At 64.6% G+C, this 18,052-nt stretch carries 18 protein-coding genes; 5 read left to right on the top strand and 13 right to left on the bottom strand.

Annotated features, from left to right (window positions below; translation table 11 throughout):
- Positions 1-23: 23 nt before the first annotated feature.
- Positions 24-1,814 (top strand): M61 family metallopeptidase, encoded by a 1,791-nt coding sequence (locus HDG33_RS26600; RefSeq protein WP_184035966.1) that lies wholly within the window; start codon positions 24-26, stop codon positions 1,812-1,814.
- Between the two features lie 192 nt (positions 1,815-2,006).
- Positions 2,007-2,603: an FMN-dependent NADH-azoreductase gene (locus HDG33_RS26605; RefSeq protein ID WP_018420121.1), complete on the top strand. Its 597-nt coding sequence runs from the start codon at positions 2,007-2,009 to the stop codon at positions 2,601-2,603.
- 126 nt (positions 2,604-2,729) lie between these two features.
- Here HDG33_RS26605 and HDG33_RS26610 read toward each other — a convergent pair whose 3' ends face one another.
- From HDG33_RS26610 to rpe, 8 genes are all read right to left on the bottom strand, one after another.
- Entirely contained in the window at positions 2,730-3,545 is an 816-nt protein-coding gene (locus tag HDG33_RS26610) for a uracil-DNA glycosylase (protein ID WP_184035969.1), read from the bottom strand.
- 85 nt (positions 3,546-3,630) lie between these two features.
- On the bottom strand, positions 3,631-4,257 hold the full coding sequence (locus HDG33_RS26615) for a CYTH domain-containing protein (protein ID WP_184035972.1): 627 nt from the start codon (positions 4,255-4,257) through the stop codon (positions 3,631-3,633).
- Positions 4,258-4,311: 54 nt separating this feature from the next.
- Positions 4,312-5,097, bottom strand: coding sequence for an indole-3-glycerol phosphate synthase TrpC (gene trpC, locus HDG33_RS26620; protein WP_184035975.1), 786 nt, complete (start codon positions 5,095-5,097; stop codon positions 4,312-4,314).
- A gap of 18 nt (positions 5,098-5,115) precedes the next feature.
- Complete coding sequence (trpD, locus tag HDG33_RS26625) at positions 5,116-6,147, bottom strand: anthranilate phosphoribosyltransferase (RefSeq protein WP_184035978.1); 1,032 nt, start codon at positions 6,145-6,147, stop codon at positions 5,116-5,118.
- A 19-nt stretch (positions 6,148-6,166) separates the two neighbouring features.
- The gene (locus tag HDG33_RS26630; RefSeq protein ID WP_184035981.1) at positions 6,167-6,790 is read right to left on the bottom strand and encodes an aminodeoxychorismate/anthranilate synthase component II; all 624 of its coding nucleotides are present in this window, start codon (positions 6,788-6,790) and stop codon (positions 6,167-6,169) included.
- A gap of 13 nt (positions 6,791-6,803) precedes the next feature.
- On the bottom strand, positions 6,804-8,297 hold the full coding sequence (trpE, locus tag HDG33_RS26635; protein ID WP_184035984.1) for an anthranilate synthase component I: 1,494 nt from the start codon (positions 8,295-8,297) through the stop codon (positions 6,804-6,806).
- A gap of 376 nt (positions 8,298-8,673) precedes the next feature.
- Positions 8,674-9,390 (bottom strand): phosphoglycolate phosphatase, encoded by a 717-nt coding sequence (locus HDG33_RS26640; RefSeq protein ID WP_184035987.1) that lies wholly within the window; start codon positions 9,388-9,390, stop codon positions 8,674-8,676.
- 13 nt (positions 9,391-9,403) lie between these two features.
- On the bottom strand, positions 9,404-10,087 hold the full coding sequence (rpe, locus tag HDG33_RS26645) for a ribulose-phosphate 3-epimerase (protein WP_260330595.1): 684 nt from the start codon (positions 10,085-10,087) through the stop codon (positions 9,404-9,406).
- 328 nt (positions 10,088-10,415) lie between these two features.
- Here rpe and apaG point away from each other — a divergent pair, with 328 nt between their 5' ends.
- Positions 10,416-10,790 (top strand): Co2+/Mg2+ efflux protein ApaG, encoded by a 375-nt coding sequence (apaG, locus tag HDG33_RS26650; protein ID WP_184009102.1) that lies wholly within the window; start codon positions 10,416-10,418, stop codon positions 10,788-10,790.
- Positions 10,791-10,935: 145 nt separating this feature from the next.
- Here the strand turns inward: apaG and HDG33_RS26655 are convergent, their stop codons facing one another.
- The gene (locus tag HDG33_RS26655; RefSeq protein ID WP_176078910.1) at positions 10,936-11,097 is read right to left on the bottom strand and encodes a hypothetical protein; all 162 of its coding nucleotides are present in this window, start codon (positions 11,095-11,097) and stop codon (positions 10,936-10,938) included.
- A gap of 28 nt (positions 11,098-11,125) precedes the next feature.
- On the opposite strand from HDG33_RS26655, the gene HDG33_RS26660 reads away from it, so the two are divergent.
- Entirely contained in the window at positions 11,126-12,244 is a 1,119-nt protein-coding gene (locus HDG33_RS26660) for a murein transglycosylase A (protein WP_221311546.1), read from the top strand.
- A gap of 188 nt (positions 12,245-12,432) precedes the next feature.
- Here HDG33_RS26660 and paaK read toward each other — a convergent pair whose 3' ends face one another.
- The 4 genes from paaK to paaN form a co-directional block, all read right to left on the bottom strand.
- The gene (paaK, locus tag HDG33_RS26665) at positions 12,433-13,737 is read right to left on the bottom strand and encodes a phenylacetate--CoA ligase PaaK (protein ID WP_184035993.1); all 1,305 of its coding nucleotides are present in this window, start codon (positions 13,735-13,737) and stop codon (positions 12,433-12,435) included.
- A 116-nt stretch (positions 13,738-13,853) separates the two neighbouring features.
- Entirely contained in the window at positions 13,854-14,315 is a 462-nt protein-coding gene (paaI, locus tag HDG33_RS26670; RefSeq protein WP_184035997.1) for a hydroxyphenylacetyl-CoA thioesterase PaaI, read from the bottom strand.
- Position 14,316: 1 nt separating this feature from the next.
- Positions 14,317-15,108 carry a 2-(1,2-epoxy-1,2-dihydrophenyl)acetyl-CoA isomerase PaaG gene (paaG, locus tag HDG33_RS26675; RefSeq protein ID WP_184035999.1) on the bottom strand — a complete coding sequence of 264 codons (792 nt, stop codon included), beginning with the start codon at positions 15,106-15,108 and terminating at the stop codon, positions 14,317-14,319.
- A gap of 166 nt (positions 15,109-15,274) precedes the next feature.
- Positions 15,275-16,975, bottom strand: a complete 1,701-nt coding sequence (gene paaN / locus HDG33_RS26680; protein WP_184036002.1) for a phenylacetic acid degradation protein PaaN — start codon at positions 16,973-16,975, stop codon at positions 15,275-15,277.
- Positions 16,976-17,110: 135 nt separating this feature from the next.
- Between paaN and HDG33_RS26685 the strand changes: the two genes are divergently transcribed.
- Positions 17,111-17,887, top strand: a complete 777-nt coding sequence (locus HDG33_RS26685) for an enoyl-CoA hydratase (RefSeq protein ID WP_184036005.1) — start codon at positions 17,111-17,113, stop codon at positions 17,885-17,887.
- The last annotated feature ends 165 nt before the right edge of the window (positions 17,888-18,052 follow it).

Here is an 18,052-nt window from a genome sequence, read left to right on the forward strand (position 1 = left end):
CCTGACACTCCCAAGCGCCGCCGATGAAGCCGATCCGCTACACCATCGTTCCGGGTAACCCCGCCGCCCACCTGTTCGAAGTCACCGTGACCGTCGCCGATCCCGATCCGGCCGGCCAGCGTTTCATGCTGCCGGTGTGGATTCCGGGCAGCTACATGGTGCGCGAGTTCGCGCGCAACATCGTCACGTTGCGCGCGGTGAACGACGCGGGCCGCAAGGTGCGCGTCGAGAAGATCGACAAGCACACGTGGCAGGCCGCGTCGGTCAAGGGAGCCTTGACGCTGCGCTACGAGGTGTACGCATGGGACCTGTCGGTGCGCGCCGCGCATCTGGACGACACGATCGGCTTTTTCAACGGCACCAGCGTGTTCCTGTCGCCGCTCGGCCATGAGGACGCGCAGTGCGTGGTCGATATCCAGAAGCCGCAGGGCGCCGCGTATCGCGGCTGGCGCGTCGCGACCGCGCTGCCGGAAGCGCGCGGCACGAAGCGCTACGGCTTCGGCGAATACCGCGCGCAGAACTACGACGAACTGATCGACCATCCTGTGACGCTCGGGGAATTCACGCTCGCGACTTTCAAGGCGCATGGCGTGCCGCACGACGTCGTGATCGGCGGTCGCGTGATCGGGCTCGACATGGAGCGTCTGTGCAAGGATCTGAAGCGCATCTGCGAAGCGCAGATCGCGTTGTTCGAACCGAAGTCGAAGAAGGCGCCGGTCGAGCGCTACGTGTTCATGACGCAGGCTGTCACCGACGGTTACGGCGGGCTCGAGCATCGCGCGTCGACCGCGCTGATCTGCAATCGCACCGATCTGCCGGTGCAGGGCCGCGAGCCGATGAGCGAGGGCTACCGGACCTATCTCGGTCTGTGCAGCCACGAGTATTTCCACACCTGGAATGTGAAGCGGATCAAGCCGGCCGTGTTCGCGCCGTATGACCTCGGCGTCGAAAACTACACGTCGATGCTGTGGCTGTTCGAGGGCTTCACGTCGTATTACGACGACCTGATTCTCGTACGCAGCGGCGTGATCTCGCAGGACGACTATTTCGGCCTGCTCGGCAAGGTGATCGGCGGGGTGCAGCGCGGCAGCGGGCGCCTTAAGCAGAGCGTCGCCGAAAGCTCGTTCGATGCGTGGGTCAAGTACTACCGGCAGGACGAGAACGCGCCGAACGCGATCGTCAGCTATTACACGAAGGGCTCGCTGATCGCGCTTGCCTTCGACCTGACGATCCGCGCGCAGACCGGCAACCAGAAATCGCTCGACGACGTGATGCGTCTGCTGTGGAAGCGCTTTGGCCGTGATTTTTATCGAGGCAAGCCGGTCGGCGTCGACGAAAGCGAGATCGAGGCGATTTTCGCGGAAGCGAGCGGCGCGCAACTGGCCGAACTGTTCGCCGAGGGCGTGCGCGGCACGCGCGATCTGCCGCTCGACGCGCTGCTCGCGCCGTTCGGCGTGGCGCCCGCGCCGGACGTCGACAAGAACGGCAAGCCGTCGCTCGGCGTGCGGCTACGCGGCGGCGCGGATTGCGCGCTCGCGACCGTGCACGAGGGCAGCGCCGCGCAGAAGGCGGGCCTCTCCGCTGGCGACGTGCTGATCGCGATCGATGGTCTGCGCGTGACCGGCGGGAATATCGATGCTCTGCTGACGCGCTATCAGCCGGGTGCGAAAGTCGACGTGCACGCGTTCCGTCGCGACGAGCTGCGGGTCACGCAGGTGAAGCTCGACGGCCCCGAAGTGGCCCGCTACAAGCTCACGGTCAGCGATCACCGTCCCGCCGCGCGCAAAGCCCTCGAGCGCTGGCTGACGAAGTGATCGGCGTGGTGGTGGGCCGCACCGGGCGGTCCACCGATCGTCGCCTGTCCCGTCGTCAATCGGCGGAGGAGGGCGGTTGATTGTTCTACCCATGCAACAATCCTTCGCCGCCGGACGGCTTTTTCGCCGGCCGGTAAAAAAACACAATGACTTCACTCGCGCAACACTGCGCGCCCCCTACTGGAGTCAACCATGACCACGATCCTGCAAATCAACTCGGCAGCCCGTTCGCAAGGCGCGAACTCGACGCTTCTCGTCAATGAGCTGACGGAAAAGCTGCAACAGTCGAATCCGGGCGCGCAAGTCGTCGTCCGTAATCTGCAAGCCGAACCGCTGCCGCACCTCGACGACGCCGTGCTCGGCGCGTTCTTCACGCCGGCCGACCAGCGCACCCCGGAACAGGCCGCGATCGCCGCACGCAGCGAAGCGCTGATCGCCGAACTGCAAGCCGCCGACGTCATCGTGATCGGTGCGCCGATGTACAACTTCGGCATCTCGTCGCAACTGAAGACGTACTTCGACTTCATCGCACGTGCGGGCATCACGTTCCGTTACACCGCGAATGGCCCGGAAGGCCTCGTGACGGGCAAGAAGGTCCACGTCGTGTCGGCGCGCGGCGGCAAGTATCTCGGCACGCCGAACGATAGCCAGACGCCGTACCTGAAGAGCTTCCTCGGCTTCCTCGGCATGACCGACGTGAACTTCATCTACGCCGAAGGCCTGAACCTGGGCCCGGACGCCGCGAACGCCGCGCTGAGCTCGGCACGCGAAGCGATCGCCGCGGTCTAAGCGGGTTTGTCCTGCCGCGTTGCGCAGCTTCGATGCGGCGCGAGCGGTGAAAAGAATAACGCCACGGATGGGTTCACCCTCCGTGGCGTTTTCGTTGTGTATCGCAATCTTCTGACGACGACGCTCTCACGCAAGCATTTGCGCGTCGTCCGGTAGACGCCAGTCGATCGGCTCCCGGCCGTGCTGCAACAGATATTCGTTCGCCTTCGCGAAATGCCCGCAACCGAGAAAGCCGCGATGCGCGGACAGCGGCGACGGATGCGGCGCCTCCAGCACATAGTGCGACTTGCCGCCGAGTAGCGCGCGCTTCGCCTGCGCATGCGCGCCCCACAGCATGAACACGAGGTTCTGATGCCGCGTCGCGAGTTCGTGGATCAGCGTGTCGGTACATTTCTCCCAGCCGCGTTTCGCGTGGCTCGCGGCGCTGTCGCGCTCGACGGTCAGCACCGTGTTCAGCAGCAGCACGCCCTGTTTGGCCCAGCTGTCGAGGCAACCGTGCTGCGGCGTCTGGTGACCGAGACTCGCGGCGATTTCCTTGAAGATGTTGCGCAGCGACGGTGGCGGCCGCACGTGCGGCGCGACCGAAAACGCGAGACCGTGCGCCTGCGGCGTGCCGCGGTCTTCGCCGTGGTACGGATCCTGGCCGAGGATTACGACTTTCACTTCGTCGGGGCTCGTCAGGCGGAGCGCGCGGAACACGTCGGCCGGATAGATCGTTTTGCCGGCGGCACGCTCACCGTCGACGAAGCGGCACAGCGGCGCGTAGGTGTCGCTGTCGATGAAGGGTTTCAGGTGCGCGCGCCAGGCCGCTGGTAGCGCGGCGAATTGTGCTTCGAGCGTGGGCGGGGCGGCGGTGGGGGCGGCGGAGGCCGGGGCGGGCGCGACATCGTCGAACAACGATGCCTGCGGCAAACTGGAGCGGGTGCGGGAAGCGGAGGTCATGGCGGGGAAGTGTCGCAGCAAACGCGGACTAGCTCAAGTTGCGGCAAGCGAGCGCATGAGGTGCCGCGGGTTTCGGGCAACGCGCTCACCCGGCGCGCAACCGATACCCGCGCTGCGCCTTGCTGATGTCATCCGGCGCGAGGCCGGCAATCCGTTTGCCGAGTTCGGCGGCGAGCGTGTGAAGCGCCGCTTCGTCGCCCGATTTCAGTTCGAGCTCGATCTCCGAGATCGGCGCGCGGCGCGCTTCATCGTCGACTTCGGCAAGCACGTCGCCCTGATCGATCGCCGCCTCGATCTGAGCGCCGTTGGAGTCGAGCAGCCATAGCGTGCGCGTGAAATTGGTGTGGAACAGCTCGATCAGCGCAGGCGCGGCCTGTTTCAGTGCATCCGCGGCGGCGGGTTCGTCGCAAGCGCTCAGCAACGATTCGATTTCGAGCTTCGCGCCCGCGACCGGCAATTCCCATTCGTGCCGGCTATGCAAGCCGTTCGTCGCCGTGCCGACCGTCTTGAAGGTCTGCAGCCAGCCGTCCGGGGTCTGCCGTAGACGCAGCGCGCTCTTTGACGACGCCAGCGTCAACTGCGGCGTATCGAAGTAAATGTTCACGAGCTTGATCGCGCGTCCGTTCTTGCCGGCGCGCGCGGCGAACCACTGCGTCGCCGCCTGCACCTGCGAAGCCGGCAGCGCCAGCTTGATTTCGCGTTCCATGCCCATGCTGGGTGTCCTTGTTGCGTGGATTTCTCTGCGCCCGATACGTCGATACGACGCTCAGAAAAACATCCGCGCGAGTTCCACGCCCGGCTCGTCCGCGCGCATGAACGCTTCGCCGACGAGGAAGGTATGCACGTTCCGCGCGCGCATGCGCTCGACGTCGTCGCGCGACAGGATGCCCGATTCGCTCACGACGATGCGATCGTCTGGAATCGCGTCGAGCATGCCGAGCGTCGTGTCGAGCGAGGTTTCGAAGGTGCGCAGATTGCGGTTGTTGATGCCGATCAGTGGCGTCTTCAGCGTCAGCGCTTCCTTGAGTTCATCGCTGTCGTGCACTTCGACGAGCACCGCGAGACCCAGCGAATGCGCGAGCGCTTCGAGGTCCTGCATCTCGGCGGTTTCGAGCGCGGCGGCGATCAGCAGGATCGCGTCGGCCCCCATCGCGCGTGCTTCGACCACCTGATACGGATCGACGATGAAGTCCTTGCGTATCACCGGCAACTGGCACGCGGCGCGCGCTTGCTGCAGATAGGCGACGCTGCCCTGGAAGAACTGCACGTCGGTCAGCACGGACAGACACGCCGCGCCGTGCTTCTCGTACGAACGCGCGATGTCGGCCGGCACGAAGTGCTCGCGCAGCACGCCCTTCGACGGGCTCGCCTTCTTCACTTCGGAGATCACCGCGGCGAGACCCGCCGTGTGCTTGGCGCGCAATGCGCCGACGAAGTCGCGGAGATCGCGCGACGACGCTTCGAGCCGCAGTTCTTCGAGCGGCACGCTTTGCTCGGCCGCCCGGACTTCTTCGCGTTTGACCGCGATGATGCGGTCGAGGATGTCGCTCATAAATGTCTCGCTACGTGATTACTGCTTGAATTGCTGGGTGAAGCGCACCAGTTCGTCGACCTTCGCGCGTGCCTTGCCGCTCGCGATCGCTTCGCGCGCGAGCTCGATGCCGTCCGCGATCGTGGCCGCGACGTTCGCCGAATAGAGTGCCGTGCCGGCGTTCAGCGTGACGATTTCGCGCGCGACGCCTGGCTTGTTGCTGAGCGCGTCAAGCAGCATGACCTTCGACTCGCCCGCGTCGGCGACTTTGAGCGTGCGGTTCGACACCATCTGCATGCCGAAGTCTTCCGGATGGATCTCGTACTCGCGGATCTCGCCGTCGCGCAACTCGCCGACCAGCGTGGCGCCGCCGAGCGACACTTCGTCCATGCCGTCCATCCCGTACACGACGAGCACGTGCCTGGCGCCGAGGCGCTGCATCACGCGTACCTGAATGCCGACGAGGTCGGGGTGAAACACGCCCATCAGCTGGTTCGGCGCGCCGGCCGGATTGGTAAGCGGCCCGAGGATATTGAAGATCGTGCGGATGCCGAGTTCCCGGCGTACCGGCGCGACGTTTTTCATCGCCGGATGATGGTTCGGTGCGAACATGAAGCCCATGCCCGTTTCCGCAATCGATGCCGCGACCTGCTCCGGCTGCAGATCGATGTTGACGCCGAGCGCTTCGAGCACGTCCGCGCTGCCCGACTTGCTCGATACGCCGCGATTGCCGTGCTTTGCGACCTTCGCGCCCGCCGCGGCCGACACGAACATCGTCGCGGTGGAAATGTTGAACGTGTGCGCGCCGTCGCCGCCGGTGCCGACGATATCGACGAAGTTCGAGTTGTCCTGCACGTCGACGTGCCGGGCAAATTCACGCATCACCGTGGCGGCCGCGGTGATTTCGCCGATGGTCTCTTTTTTGACGCGCAGGCCGGTGATGATCGCCGCCGACATCACGGGCGACAGCTCGCCGCGCATGATGAGGCGCATCAGGTGCAGCATTTCGTCGTGAAAAATCTCGCGGTGCTCGATGGTCCGCTGCAAGGCTTCCTGGGGCGTAATGGACATGATCTCGTCTCCCTTTGTGTCAGGCATTGCGCGGCGCCGGCGCCGCGTGATGCGAGGCCTTGCCGGCGACGGCGAGCTTCGACTGCTTGACGAAGTTTTCGAGCAGCGCGTGGCCGTGTTCGGACAGGATCGATTCCGGGTGGAACTGCACGCCTTCCACGGCCAGTTCCTTGTGGCGCACGCCCATGATTTCGCCGTCTTCAGTCCATGCCGATACTTCGAGGCAGTCGGGCAGCGATTCGCGTTCGATCGCGAGCGAGTGGTAGCGCGTTACCGTGAAATGCTTCGGCAGGTCTTCGAATACGCCCTTGCAGTCGGTTTCGATCGTGCTGACCTTGCCGTGCATGATGGTCTGCGCGCGCACGACGCGGCCGCCGAACGCCTCGCCGATTGCCTGATGGCCGAGGCACACGCCGAGAATCGGCGTCTTGCCGGCGAATTCGCGCAGCACGTCGAGCGTGATGCCCGCGTGTTGCGGATTGCTCGGGCCCGGCGACAGGCAGATGCGCTCGGGGTTCAGCCTGGCGATTTCATCGAGCGTGATTTCGTCGTTGCGGTAGGTGCGCACGTCTTCGCCGAGTTCGCCGAAGTACTGCACCAGGTTGTAGGTGAACGAGTCGTAGTTGTCGATCATGAGCAGCATGGTGTGTCTCCGGTCAGAAGTCGCTATCGAGGCCGTCCTGGACCTGCTCGGCGGCGCGCATTACCGCGCGTGCCTTGTTCTCGGTCTCCTGCCATTCGGATTCGGGCACCGAATCGGCGACCACGCCCGCGGCCGCCTGCACATACAGATTGCCGTTCGCGATCACGCCGGTGCGGATCGTGATGGCCAGATCCATCTCGCCGGTGAATGACAGATAGCCGACCGCCCCGCCGTACAGGCCGCGCTTGACGGGCTCGAGCTCGTCGATCAGTTCCATCGCGCGGACCTTCGGCGCGCCCGACAGCGTGCCGGCCGGGAAGGTGGCGCGCAGCACGTCGAAATTGGTCATGTCGTTCTTGAGCTTGCCCTCGACCGAGCTGACGATGTGCTGCACGTGCGAGTACTTCTCGATCACCATCTTGTCGGTCACGACCACCGAGCCGATCTGCGCGATGCGGCCGACGTCGTTGCGCGCGAGGTCGATCAGCATCACATGCTCGGCGATTTCCTTCGGATCGTTCAGCAGCTCGGTAGCGAGCGCGGCGTCGCGCTCGGGCGTGTTGCCGCGCGGACGGGTGCCGGCGAGCGGGCGGATCGTGACGATACGGTCCTCGCCGCGCTTTTCCTGGCGCACCAGAATCTCCGGCGACGCGCCGACCACGTGGAAGTCGCCGAAGTTGTAGTAGTACATGTACGGCGACGGATTCAGCGAGCGCAGCGCGCGATACAGCGACAGCGGATTGTCGCGGTACGGCTTGATCAGGCGCTGGCCGACCTGCACCTGCATCAGTTCGCCGGCGGCGATGTATTCCTTCGCCTTGCGCACGGCCGCCAGGTAATCGTCTTTCGCGAACTCGCGGTAGATCTCGGTGCGTACGCTGGCCGACACGACGGGCGGCTCGACGGTGACGCGCAGCCGCTGGCGCAGTTCGCGCAGACGGTGCTTCGCTTTCGTGTAGGCCTCAGCCTGGGTCGGGTCGGCGTAGACCACCAGATAGAGCTTGCCGGCGAGGTTGTCGATGACGGCGACTTCCTCGGTCAGCAGCAGCTGGATGTCGGGCAGATTGAGGTCGTCTTTCGGCGCGCTGTGCGCGAGCTTCTTCTCGATATAGCGCACGGCGTCATAGCCGAAATAGCCGGCGAGACCGCCCGTGAAGCGCGGCAGCCCCGGGCGTTGCGCGACCTTGAAGCGCGCCTGGAATTGCTGGATGAACGCGAGCGGATCGCCGTCGTGCGTCTCGACGACCTTGCCGTCGCGGACCACTTCCGACACGCCGTTGCGCGTGCGCATGAGAGTCCGCGCCGGCAGGCCGATGAACGAATAACGCCCGAAGCGTTCGCCGCCGACCACCGACTCCAGCAGGAACGAGTTCGCGCCGTTGCGCTCGGTCTGCGCGAGCTTCAGGTACAGCGACAGCGGCGTCTCGAGGTCGGCGAGCGCTTCGGCGATCAGCGGGATGCGGTTGAAACCCTCGTTGGCGAGGGACTGGAATTCGAGTTCGGTCATGTTCCGATCCTGTACGGTGGTCCGGCGGCAGCAAGCGTCGGGCAAAGCGGGGCTAAGCGCCTCCGGTCAGGGTGTGGGTCGACGTTCTCGACACAATGATACCGACCGGCGCGGGTCTTCCATCGGCGCGTGCGAGCGGTGCGGGTGAGCAACGGTACCTTGCGGGTACGCGCAGGCTCAATCAGCCGATGCAGCTGCGCAAAAACAGATCGATGGAAAAAGCGCGTGAGCGCAGCGAAGTAAAAAACGGTTGCCGAAGACGAGCTTCAGCGTACCTCAGGCGAGGTTAGCGCGACCAGCGACGCCAGGGCCAGGCTCCCCGGTCGATGCTAATCAGACTCCGTTTTTTATTCAGAAACATGAGGATGAAGGACTGTTAAGTCGTGGATTGATGCGCTGCGATCGCCCTGGCGGCGTCGAGCAGCGAGGCAACTATACCATCGGATTTTATCGTTTGTATAGCTTGGCCGTGGTTGTACCCGTAGGGCACGGTCAGCGTCGCCATGCCGGCCGCGCGGCCCGCCAGCGCGTCGTTTTCCGAGTCGCCGATCGCCACCGTGGCGCTCGGCTCGACGCCGAGCTGCGCGGCGGCGGCCAGCATCGGAAGCGGGTCTGGTTTCTTTTTCGCGAGACTGTCGCCGCCGAGCACGACGCTGAAATACGGTGCAAGCCGGTACTGCTGCAGCAATTCGAGCGCGAAGCGGTGCGGCTTGTTGGTCACGCAGGCGAGCTTCAGGCCCGCGTCGCGCAGCGCGCGCAGACCGGCCTCGACGTCTGGATAAAGCCGCGTGTGTACGCCGTTGATCTTCGCGTACTCGTCCTGATAGATCGCGAGCGCTTCGTCGAAGCGCTCTTGCGCGTGCTCGGCTTCGAAGCGCGGCGCAAGCACGCTGCGGATCAGATGCTCCGAACCCTTGCCGACATAGCCGACCACTTCCTCGCGCGTCGTTTCCTCCGCGTCGAGCTGAGCGAGCATACCGTTGAGGCCGGCGGTGAAGTCGTCGGCCGTGTCGATCATCGTGCCGTCGAGGTCGATGATCGCGGCTTCGAGGCGCGGGCCGGTAAACGTCGGGGCGGGATACGAAGTGGTCATGAGGCGCTGGTTTTTAACGCTGGACGGTCGCGAGGGCGGCGCGCATCTTGTCGATCACGACCTTGTGATCGGGCTGGCCAAAGATCGCCGAGCCGGCCACGAACGTGTCCGCGCCGGCCGCCGCGATTTCCGCGATGTTGTCGACCTTCACGCCGCCGTCCACTTCGAGGTGGATGTCGCGGCCGGTGCGCTCGGTGTACGCGTCGATGCGTTTGCGCGCTTCGCGCAGCTTGTTGAGCGCCTCGGGGATGAACGACTGGCCGCCGAAGCCCGGGTTCACCGACATGATCAGCACGAGGTCGACCTTGTCCATCACATGATCGAGATAGTTCAGCGACGTCGCCGGATTGAACACGAGGCCGGCCTTGCAGCCGTGGTCGCGGATCAGCGACAGCGTGCGGTCGATGTGATCCGACGCTTCCGGGTGAAAGCTGATCAGGTTCGCGCCGGCTTTCGCGAAGTCCGGCACGATGCGGTCGACGGGACGCACCATCAGGTGCACGTCGATCGGCACGTCCACGTGCGGGCGGATCGCTTCGCATACGAGCGGGCCGATGGTCAGGTTCGGCACGTAGTGGTTGTCCATCACGTCGAAGTGGATCCAGTCGGCGCCGGCGGCGGCGACGTTGCGGACTTCTTCGCCCAGGCGGGCGAAGTCGGCGGAGAGAATGCTGGGGGCGATGCGAAATTGCGTCATGACAGGGGGCCGATGCAAGCGGGAAAGCGCCATTTTACCGGTTTTGCGCGTGCAGACCGGGGTGCTGGCCGCGGTTGGCGTGGCGGAATCGCGCGATGAAACTTCGCAAAGTGCCGGCGCAAAAACGACATGGAGACTGGGCGCGGCAAAGCAGCCATGTCCCAACGTCTTAGACACTGCTGGTCGAAAGGCGTATCCGGTTGCGGCCATGCCGCGCATCAAGCAGAATGCCATTCCATGAGCGCCGCATCGCCGCTGCACCCGCAGACCATTGGCGTTCGGGCCTTCCACGATTTTTCACAGCCCGTTTGATCAGATCGGAATCAGGATGAGCCAGTACGAATTCAGCGTCTCGGCGCAGGTGCACTACCTGCCCGAAGAATCGGACCCGGAGCGTCGCCAGTACGCCTTTGCCTACACGCTGACCATCCGTAACACCGGCCAGGTGCCCGCACAGTTGATCGCGCGTCACTGGATCATCACCGACAGCGAAAACACCGTGCAAGAAGTCAAAGGCCTGGGCGTGGTCGGTCATCAGCCGCTGCTCAAGCCGGGCGAGCATTTCGAATACACGAGTTGGGCAGTGATCGCGACGCCGGTCGGCACGATGCGCGGCGATTACTTCTGCGTGGCGGAGGATGGTGAGCGCTTCGAGGCGCCGGTGCCGGAGTTCGTGTTGCGCATGCCGCGAACGTTGCATTGAACCGGCGCGGTGTTGCGCGGTCTTTAATGAGTTCGTATCGGCGCGCGGCGCAGCGGGCAGTTGAGTGGGTGGTTGGATGAGCGCTCAGACGAGCGCTTGATGCACGAGGGATTGCGCGGTTCCGTATGCAACCCGCCGGCCGGGGTCACTGCGGCTTTTGCTGTTGGGACCGTTCCGCTGGCTTGGCACGTCTCGCTTTTTTCTTGCCAGACGACGTCCACACTACGATAAAGACGAGCAGGAACAGCGCGAGCAGCGATTCCAGCGCGAAGATGAGCATCGGGTATTCGTCGAACAGATCAGACATGGCGGTTTCCATCAAGAACGAACATTGTATGCGTTTTGTCCGCCGAGCCAGCGCGTGGGTCGGTGCATTGTCGGTTGCGGTATTGCTTGCCTCCTGCGGCGGCGGCGGCGCGCTCCGGCCTTCGCCGCCGAGCGGCGCGGCGATCATCCCCGGCCAGATCGCGTCGTCGCGCTTGACCGCGGTTGCGTGGCAGCAGGTGCCGGGCTGGCAGGACGACTCGCTGATCGGCGCGACGGCCGCGTTGCGGCAAAACTGCACGAGGCTCGCGCGTCAGCCGAACTGGTCGCGTGCATGCGCGGCCGCCGCGCAAATCGACGATCTCGACGTCACCGGTGCGCGCGCCTTCTTCGAAGCCTACTTCACGCCGTTCCAGCTCGCGAATAGCGACGGCACGCTCGACGGTCTGGTCACCGGTTACTACGAGCCACTGCTGCGGGGCTCGCGCACGCGGCATGGGGTATATCAGACCGCGCTGTACCGCTGGCCCGCCGGCTATCGCGCGGGGGCGCCGTTGCCGGCGCGCGCCCAGCTCGAACGCTCGGGCGCGCTCAGCGGCAACGAACTCGTGTGGGTCGACGACCCGATCGAAGCATTCTTTTTGCAGGTGCAGGGCTCCGGGCGCATCGTGATGGAAGACGGCAGTGTGATGCGCGTCGGCTTTGGCGGTACCAACGATCAGCCGTACAAGTCGATCGGGCGCTGGCTGCTCGATCATGGCGAGATCACACCCGCGCAGGCGACGATGCAGGGCATCAAGGCATGGGCACGCGCGAATCCGACGCGCGTCGATGGATTGCTCGACACCAATCCGCGCTTCGTGTTTTTTCGCGAGATGCCGTCGGCCGAAAGTATGCCGGGCGGCGGCGCGGACGGTCCGATCGGCGCGCTCGGCGTGCCGCTGACGCCGGAGCGCTCGATTGCGGTCGACCCGAGCGCGATTCCGCTCGGCACGCCGGTGTTCCTGCAGACCACACGGCCGCTGACGAACTCGCCGATGAACCGCCTCGTGTTCGCGCAGGACACGGGCACCGCGATCAAAGGCGGCGTGCGCGCCGACTACTTCTGGGGCCTCGGCGACGATGCCGGTGATCTGGCTGGCAAGATGAAGCAGGGTGGCCGGATGTGGTTGCTGCTGCCGAATTCGTGAGGCGGTGGGGCGCAGGCGGAAGCGTGACTGCCGATTGAGTTACGGCGGTTTTCGGGAGGCGGGTTGGAGGCTGCCGCGAAGCCGTCAATAGAAGTCGTGGAAATCGGCGTCACGTTCGGATCAGGATCCGTGCGTGACGCCGTTTTTTGTTGGGCTCTTACGCTGCGCGTCGTTGCCGGTTGCCTGACTTAGAGCCCCGATCTGCGCTTGTCGACCACCCGCCGTGCCTTGCCCACCGAGCGTTCGATTCCATTCACGGCCAGCACGTTAACCACCGCGCTTACGCCAATCAGCGCCTTGATGTCGTACGCCAGCGCGTTTTTCGCGGTGGTTAGCGCGGAAGTATCCGGCGCGCTTTCGGGGCACGGTTCGACGTTCAGCGTCAACACGTCGAGCGGCCCTTCCTTCGTCAGTACGATCTGATAGTGCGGCGCGAGCGCGTGCTGCTTGAGCAGCAACTCTTCGATCTGCGTCGGGAACACATTGACGCCACGGACGATCATCATGTCGTCCGAGCGGCCCGTGATTTTTTCCATACGCCGCATCGTGCGGGCGCTGCTCGGCAGCAGGCGCGTGAGATCGCGCGTACGGTAGCGGATGATCGGCAGCGCTTCTTTCGTCAGCGACGTGAACACGAGTTCGCCGAGTTCGCCATCGGGCAGCACCTCGCCCGTTTCGGGGTCGATGATCTCGGGATAGAAATGGTCTTCCCAGATCGTCGGGCCGTCTTTGGTCTCGATGCACTCCGAGGCGACGCCCGGGCCCATCACTTCGGAGAGACCGTAGATGTCGACCGCGTCGATGCCCATGCGTTTTTCGATCGCCTCGCGCATTTCGTTGGTCCACGGCTCAGCGCCGAAGATGCCGATGCGCAATGAGCAGCTAGCCGGGTCGATACCCTGGCGCTCGAGTTCGTCGGCGATCGACAGCATGTAGCTCGGTGTCACCATGATGATGTCCGGCCGGAAGTCCTGGATCAACTGCACCTGCTTTTCGGTCTGACCACCGCCGAACGGAATCACGGTGAGCCCCGCGCGCTCGGCGCCGTAATGCGCGCCGAGGCCGCCCGTGAAGAGGCCGTAGCCGTAGCTCACGTGCACCTTGTCGCCGCGCTTCGCGCCGGCGGCGCGTATCGAACGGGCGACGAGATTCGCCCACGTGTCGATGTCGCGCGCCGTATAGCCGACGACGGTCGGCTTGCCGGTCGTCCCAGACGATGCATGGATTCGCGAAATCTGCTCCTGCGGCACCGCGAACATGCCGAACGGATAGTTGTCGCGCAAATCCTTCTTCGTCGTGAACGGAAAGCGCGCGAGGTCCGCGAGCGACTTGACATCGCCCGGATGAACACCGGCTTCGTCGAACTTGCGCCGGTACACCGGCGAATTTTCATACGCATGGGTGAGTGACCATTTGAGCCGTTCAAGTTGGAGCGCGGCGAGCTCGTCGCGGCTGGCGGTCTCGATCGGATCGAGCGGAAGAGCGGTACTCATCGAATGTCTCCTTGCTGCCTCGGTATCTGAGTCTGATATGTAACGCGTTGGCTGGCGTCAGAGAGCCACGCAGACAGTTGTCCGCGAGGGCGGCTCTGGCTTGCCGCCGCTCAATGTTAGTCGCCGGCGGGAATCAGGTTGCCCTTGATTTGCGCCGACTTGCCGCGAAACATCGCGACGGTCTCGCCGGCGCGATTCGTGACGCGAATATCGTAGATGCCAGTGCGCCCGCTCGATGTCTGCTCGACCGCTTCGGCGCTCAGTACGTCGCCGCCGTAGACCGGCCGGAGGTATTCGATCGAGCAGCCGGCGGCAACCGTATTGATGTTGTAGGTGTTGCAGGCGAACGCGAAGGTCGAATCGGCGAGCGTGAAGATCAGGCCGCCGTGGCAGATCTGATGGCCGTTCAGGAAGTCGTCGCGCACCGCCATGCGCAGCCGCGCATAGCCGGGGCGCACTTCGAGAATCTCGAGCCCGAGCGCGCGACTGCAGGCGTCGTTTTCGTACATCGCGGCAGCTGTCGCGCGGGCGAGTTCGTCGGCAGTCATCTGGTCGGGGCGGGTGGTTTGCGTGGACATCTCAACGCCCCTCGAAGCGCGGCGCGCGCTTTTCGATAAATGCCTGCACGCCTTCCGCGTAATCGTGCGAGGCGCCTAGTTGGCGCTGCAGATCACGCTCGAGATCGAGCTGCTGGTCGAGCGTTTGCGTCGTGCCGGCACGCATCGCCTGCTTGATCGCGGCGATCGCGCCCGTCGGTTGCTGGGCAAGCTGGGTCGCGAGTTTTGCCGCGGCCGGAGCCAGTTCGGCGTCGTCGAGCGCTTGCCAGATCAAGCCCCAGCTTTCGGCTTTGTCGGCGCTGAGCTTGTCGCCGGTGATCGCGAGGCCGAGCGCGCGTGCCATGCCAACGCGTTGCGGCAGGAACCACGTCCCGCCCGAATCCGGCACGAGGCCGATCTTCACGAACGCCTGGATGAAACTCGCGGAGCGAGCTGCGAGCACCAGGTCGCAGGCCAACGCGAGATTGGCGCCCGCGCCGGCGGCCGTGCCGTTGACCGCGGCGATCACCGGAAACGGTAGCGCTTGCAGACGGCGGATCAACGGATTGAAGTATTCATCGATCAGGGCGCCGAGGTCGGTCATCGCGCCGGGCGTGAAATCGAGGTCGGCGAGATCCTGGCCGGCGCAGAAGCCGCGTCCCGCGCCGGTGAGCACGAGCGCACGGGCGCCGGACTTTTCGACCTGGTCGAGTGCCGCGCCGAGTTCCTGATGCATCGCGCGCGTGAAGCTGTTGAGCTTGTCCGGGCGGTTCAGCGTGACGGTGGCGACGTGGCTCGATGAGTCGATGTCCAGCCGGATCGCTTCATATGACATGGGGTGTCTCCTCAAACTCTCTTTGGCCGATGGGCACGGTCGCTCGACTAGCGTCGGCGCGTGATGCCGATCCGATGTCTGATGTTAGTCAGAGCGCACGACTCGGTCCATCCGCCGAACGGCATAGGACGAAGTCGTGCGTTGTGCTGAAGCCTTCTTATGCCGTTCAGCCAGCTACCGCGGGCGCCGCTTTCGGTTCAACATGAACGCGGCTTTGAACGACACGGAAGCGGTTGGCGACGAAAGCGGCATCGGCAAGCGCGGCATTCGCGGCCGGGTTGGCGCCGGTGCCGTGAAAGTCCGAAAAAGCCGCGGACTGGTTGACGAACACGCCACCGGTCAGGTTGATCGACAGTGCGACGCCGCCGCGAATCGACGCTTCGTGCGCGGCGTCGAGCACGGCGTCGTCCGTGCTGTAGACCGCCAGCGTTAGCGCGCCGTGCTCGGCAGCAATGTCGCCAGCGAGGTCGAGTGACTGCGCGGTCGAGTCCGTCGCGATGACGAACGAGATCGGCCCGAACCATTCTCTCGTGAACTGGGCGCGGTCGGTCGAGGCGTCGAGTAGCAATACGAGCGGTGTGCGCACGCGAGCGCCCGGAAAGGACGGATGGTCGAGCGTCTGGCTCGCGACGAGAACGCGGCCGAGCCCGGCGGCTTCGTCGATGCGCTGCACGACGCCTTCGTTCTGGATCGCGCCGAGCAGTTCGACGGCGCGGGCCGGATCGGCGGCGAGCTTTTGCACCGCGCCGGCAAGCGCCTGGGAGACATCGTCAAAGCTGAGCGTGCCTTCCGCGGTGCGAATGCCGTCTCGCGGTACGTAGATATTTTGCGGCGCGGTGCACATCTGGCCTGAGTACAGCGCCAGCGAGAACGCGATGTTGCGCGCGGCCGCCTTGATGTCGTCGACCGAGTCGATGACGATCTGATTGACGCCAGCTTTTTCGGTGTAGACCTGCGCGTGGTGCGCGTTGCGCTCGAGCCAGGTGCCGTTCTGGGTGCTGCCCGTGAAGTCGATCAGTTTGATCTCGGGGCGCTGGGCCAGTTGCTGGACGAGGGCGCCGTCGTTCGGGGCGGTGGCCAGCAGCGTGACGACGTTCGGATCGAAGCCCGCTTCGCGCAACACGTCACGCGCGATGCGCACGGTCAGCGCGAGCGGCAGGATCGCGCCCGGATGCGGCTTGACGATCACCGTGTTGCCGGTGGCCAGATCGGCGAACAGGCCCGGATAGCCGTTCCACGTCGGGAATGTGCAGCAGCCGAGCACGAGGCCGATGCCGCGCGGCACGACGGTGTAGCGCTTGTGCATCGCGAGCGGCGGGTTTTTGCCTTGCGGCTTTTCCCAGTGCGCGTCGGCGGGAATACGGCGCAGCTGATCCCAGGCATACGCGACCGCTTCGAGCGCGCGATCCTGCGCGTGTGGGCCCCCTGCCTGGAAGGCCATCATGAACGCCTGACCGGTCGTGTGCATCACGCTATAGCCGAGCTCGAAGCTGGCGCGATTCAGGCGCGCGAGGATTTCGAGGCTCACGCCGATCCATGCCTGCGAGCCGGCGGCGCGCCAATCGCGTTGCGCCGCGGCAGATGCGGCGATGAGCGCGCTCGGGTCGGCTTTCGGGTAACGCACGCCGAGCTGGAAGCCGAACGGCGAAACCTCTGCGCCGACGGTCTCTCCCGTCGACGGTTGGTCCAGGTCGAACGTTTTGTCTAGAAGCGCCTTGAACGCGGCTTCGCCGTCCGCGTTGGCTGTTTCCCCGTACACTTTCGGACTGGGCATCTCGACGAACGGGCTCCAGTAGCCGCGCGTTTCGAGCGCGGCGAGCGCTTTGTGCAGCGTGTCTTCGTGCTTGGTGAATAGCGGATGTGTCATGGCAAAGAGGCTCGGCTGTACGTTGGGGAAATACCTGTCGAATAATTGACCGACCGGTTGGTTGGGGAATGGTAGCATCACCACAGACGATGCGCGAAGCGTTTTTCGCGTGCGATTAACCCTTATGGAGGCGGCATGGCTTACGAAAACATTCTGGTTGAGACGCGGGGACGGGTCGGACTGATTACGCTCAACCGTCCGAAGGCTCTGAATGCACTGAACGACGCGCTGATGGACGAACTAGGCGCAGCGTTGCGCGAGTTCGACGGCGACGAGTCGATTGGCGCAATCGTCGTGACGGGCAGCGAGAAAGCGTTCGCGGCCGGTGCGGACATCGGGATGATGGCGTCGTACTCCTATATGGATGTCTACAAGGGCGACTACATCACGCGCAATTGGGAAACGGTTCGCTCGATCCGTAAGCCGATCATTGCCGCGGTGGCGGGCTTCGCGCTCGGCGGCGGCTGCGAACTGGCGATGATGTGTGACATCATTTTCGCCGCCGACACGGCGAAGTTCGGTCAACCGGAAATCAAGCTCGGGATCATGCCGGGCGCGGGCGGCACGCAGCGCTTGCCGCGGGCGGTGTCAAAAGCGAAGGCGATGGACCTCTGTTTGACCGCCCGTTTCATGGATGCCGCCGAAGCGGAGCGCGCCGGACTGGTTTCGCGCGTGATCCCGGCGGCATCGCTGCTTGACGAAGCGGTCGGCGCGGCCGCCACCATTGCGGAATTCCCACTGCCGGCGGTGCTGATGGTCAAGGAGTCGGTCAACCGAGCCTTTGAAACGACGCTCGCGGAGGGCGTGCATTTCGAGCGCCGCCTGTTCCATTCGCTCTTCGCCACCGAAGACCAGAAAGAGGGCATGGCCGCGTTCGTGGAGAAGCGCAAACCGGTTTTCAAGCACCGTTAATACGCTTGTCAAAATGTCGCTTGCAAGTCCCGATGTCGGCGACTAGAATTCCGCTCTTTCGCGCTCCGGACGCCGGGGTGCGGAGAAGCGGGAAGCCTTTGATGGCGTGGGCTTCAGCGGCGTGGGCAGGTTAAGCGAGTGATAAAAACCTGTTGACGATCCGAC

This window comes from Paraburkholderia sp. Cpub6, assembly GCF_014201065.1.
Lineage (GTDB): Bacteria > Pseudomonadota > Gammaproteobacteria > Burkholderiales > Burkholderiaceae > Paraburkholderia > Paraburkholderia tuberum.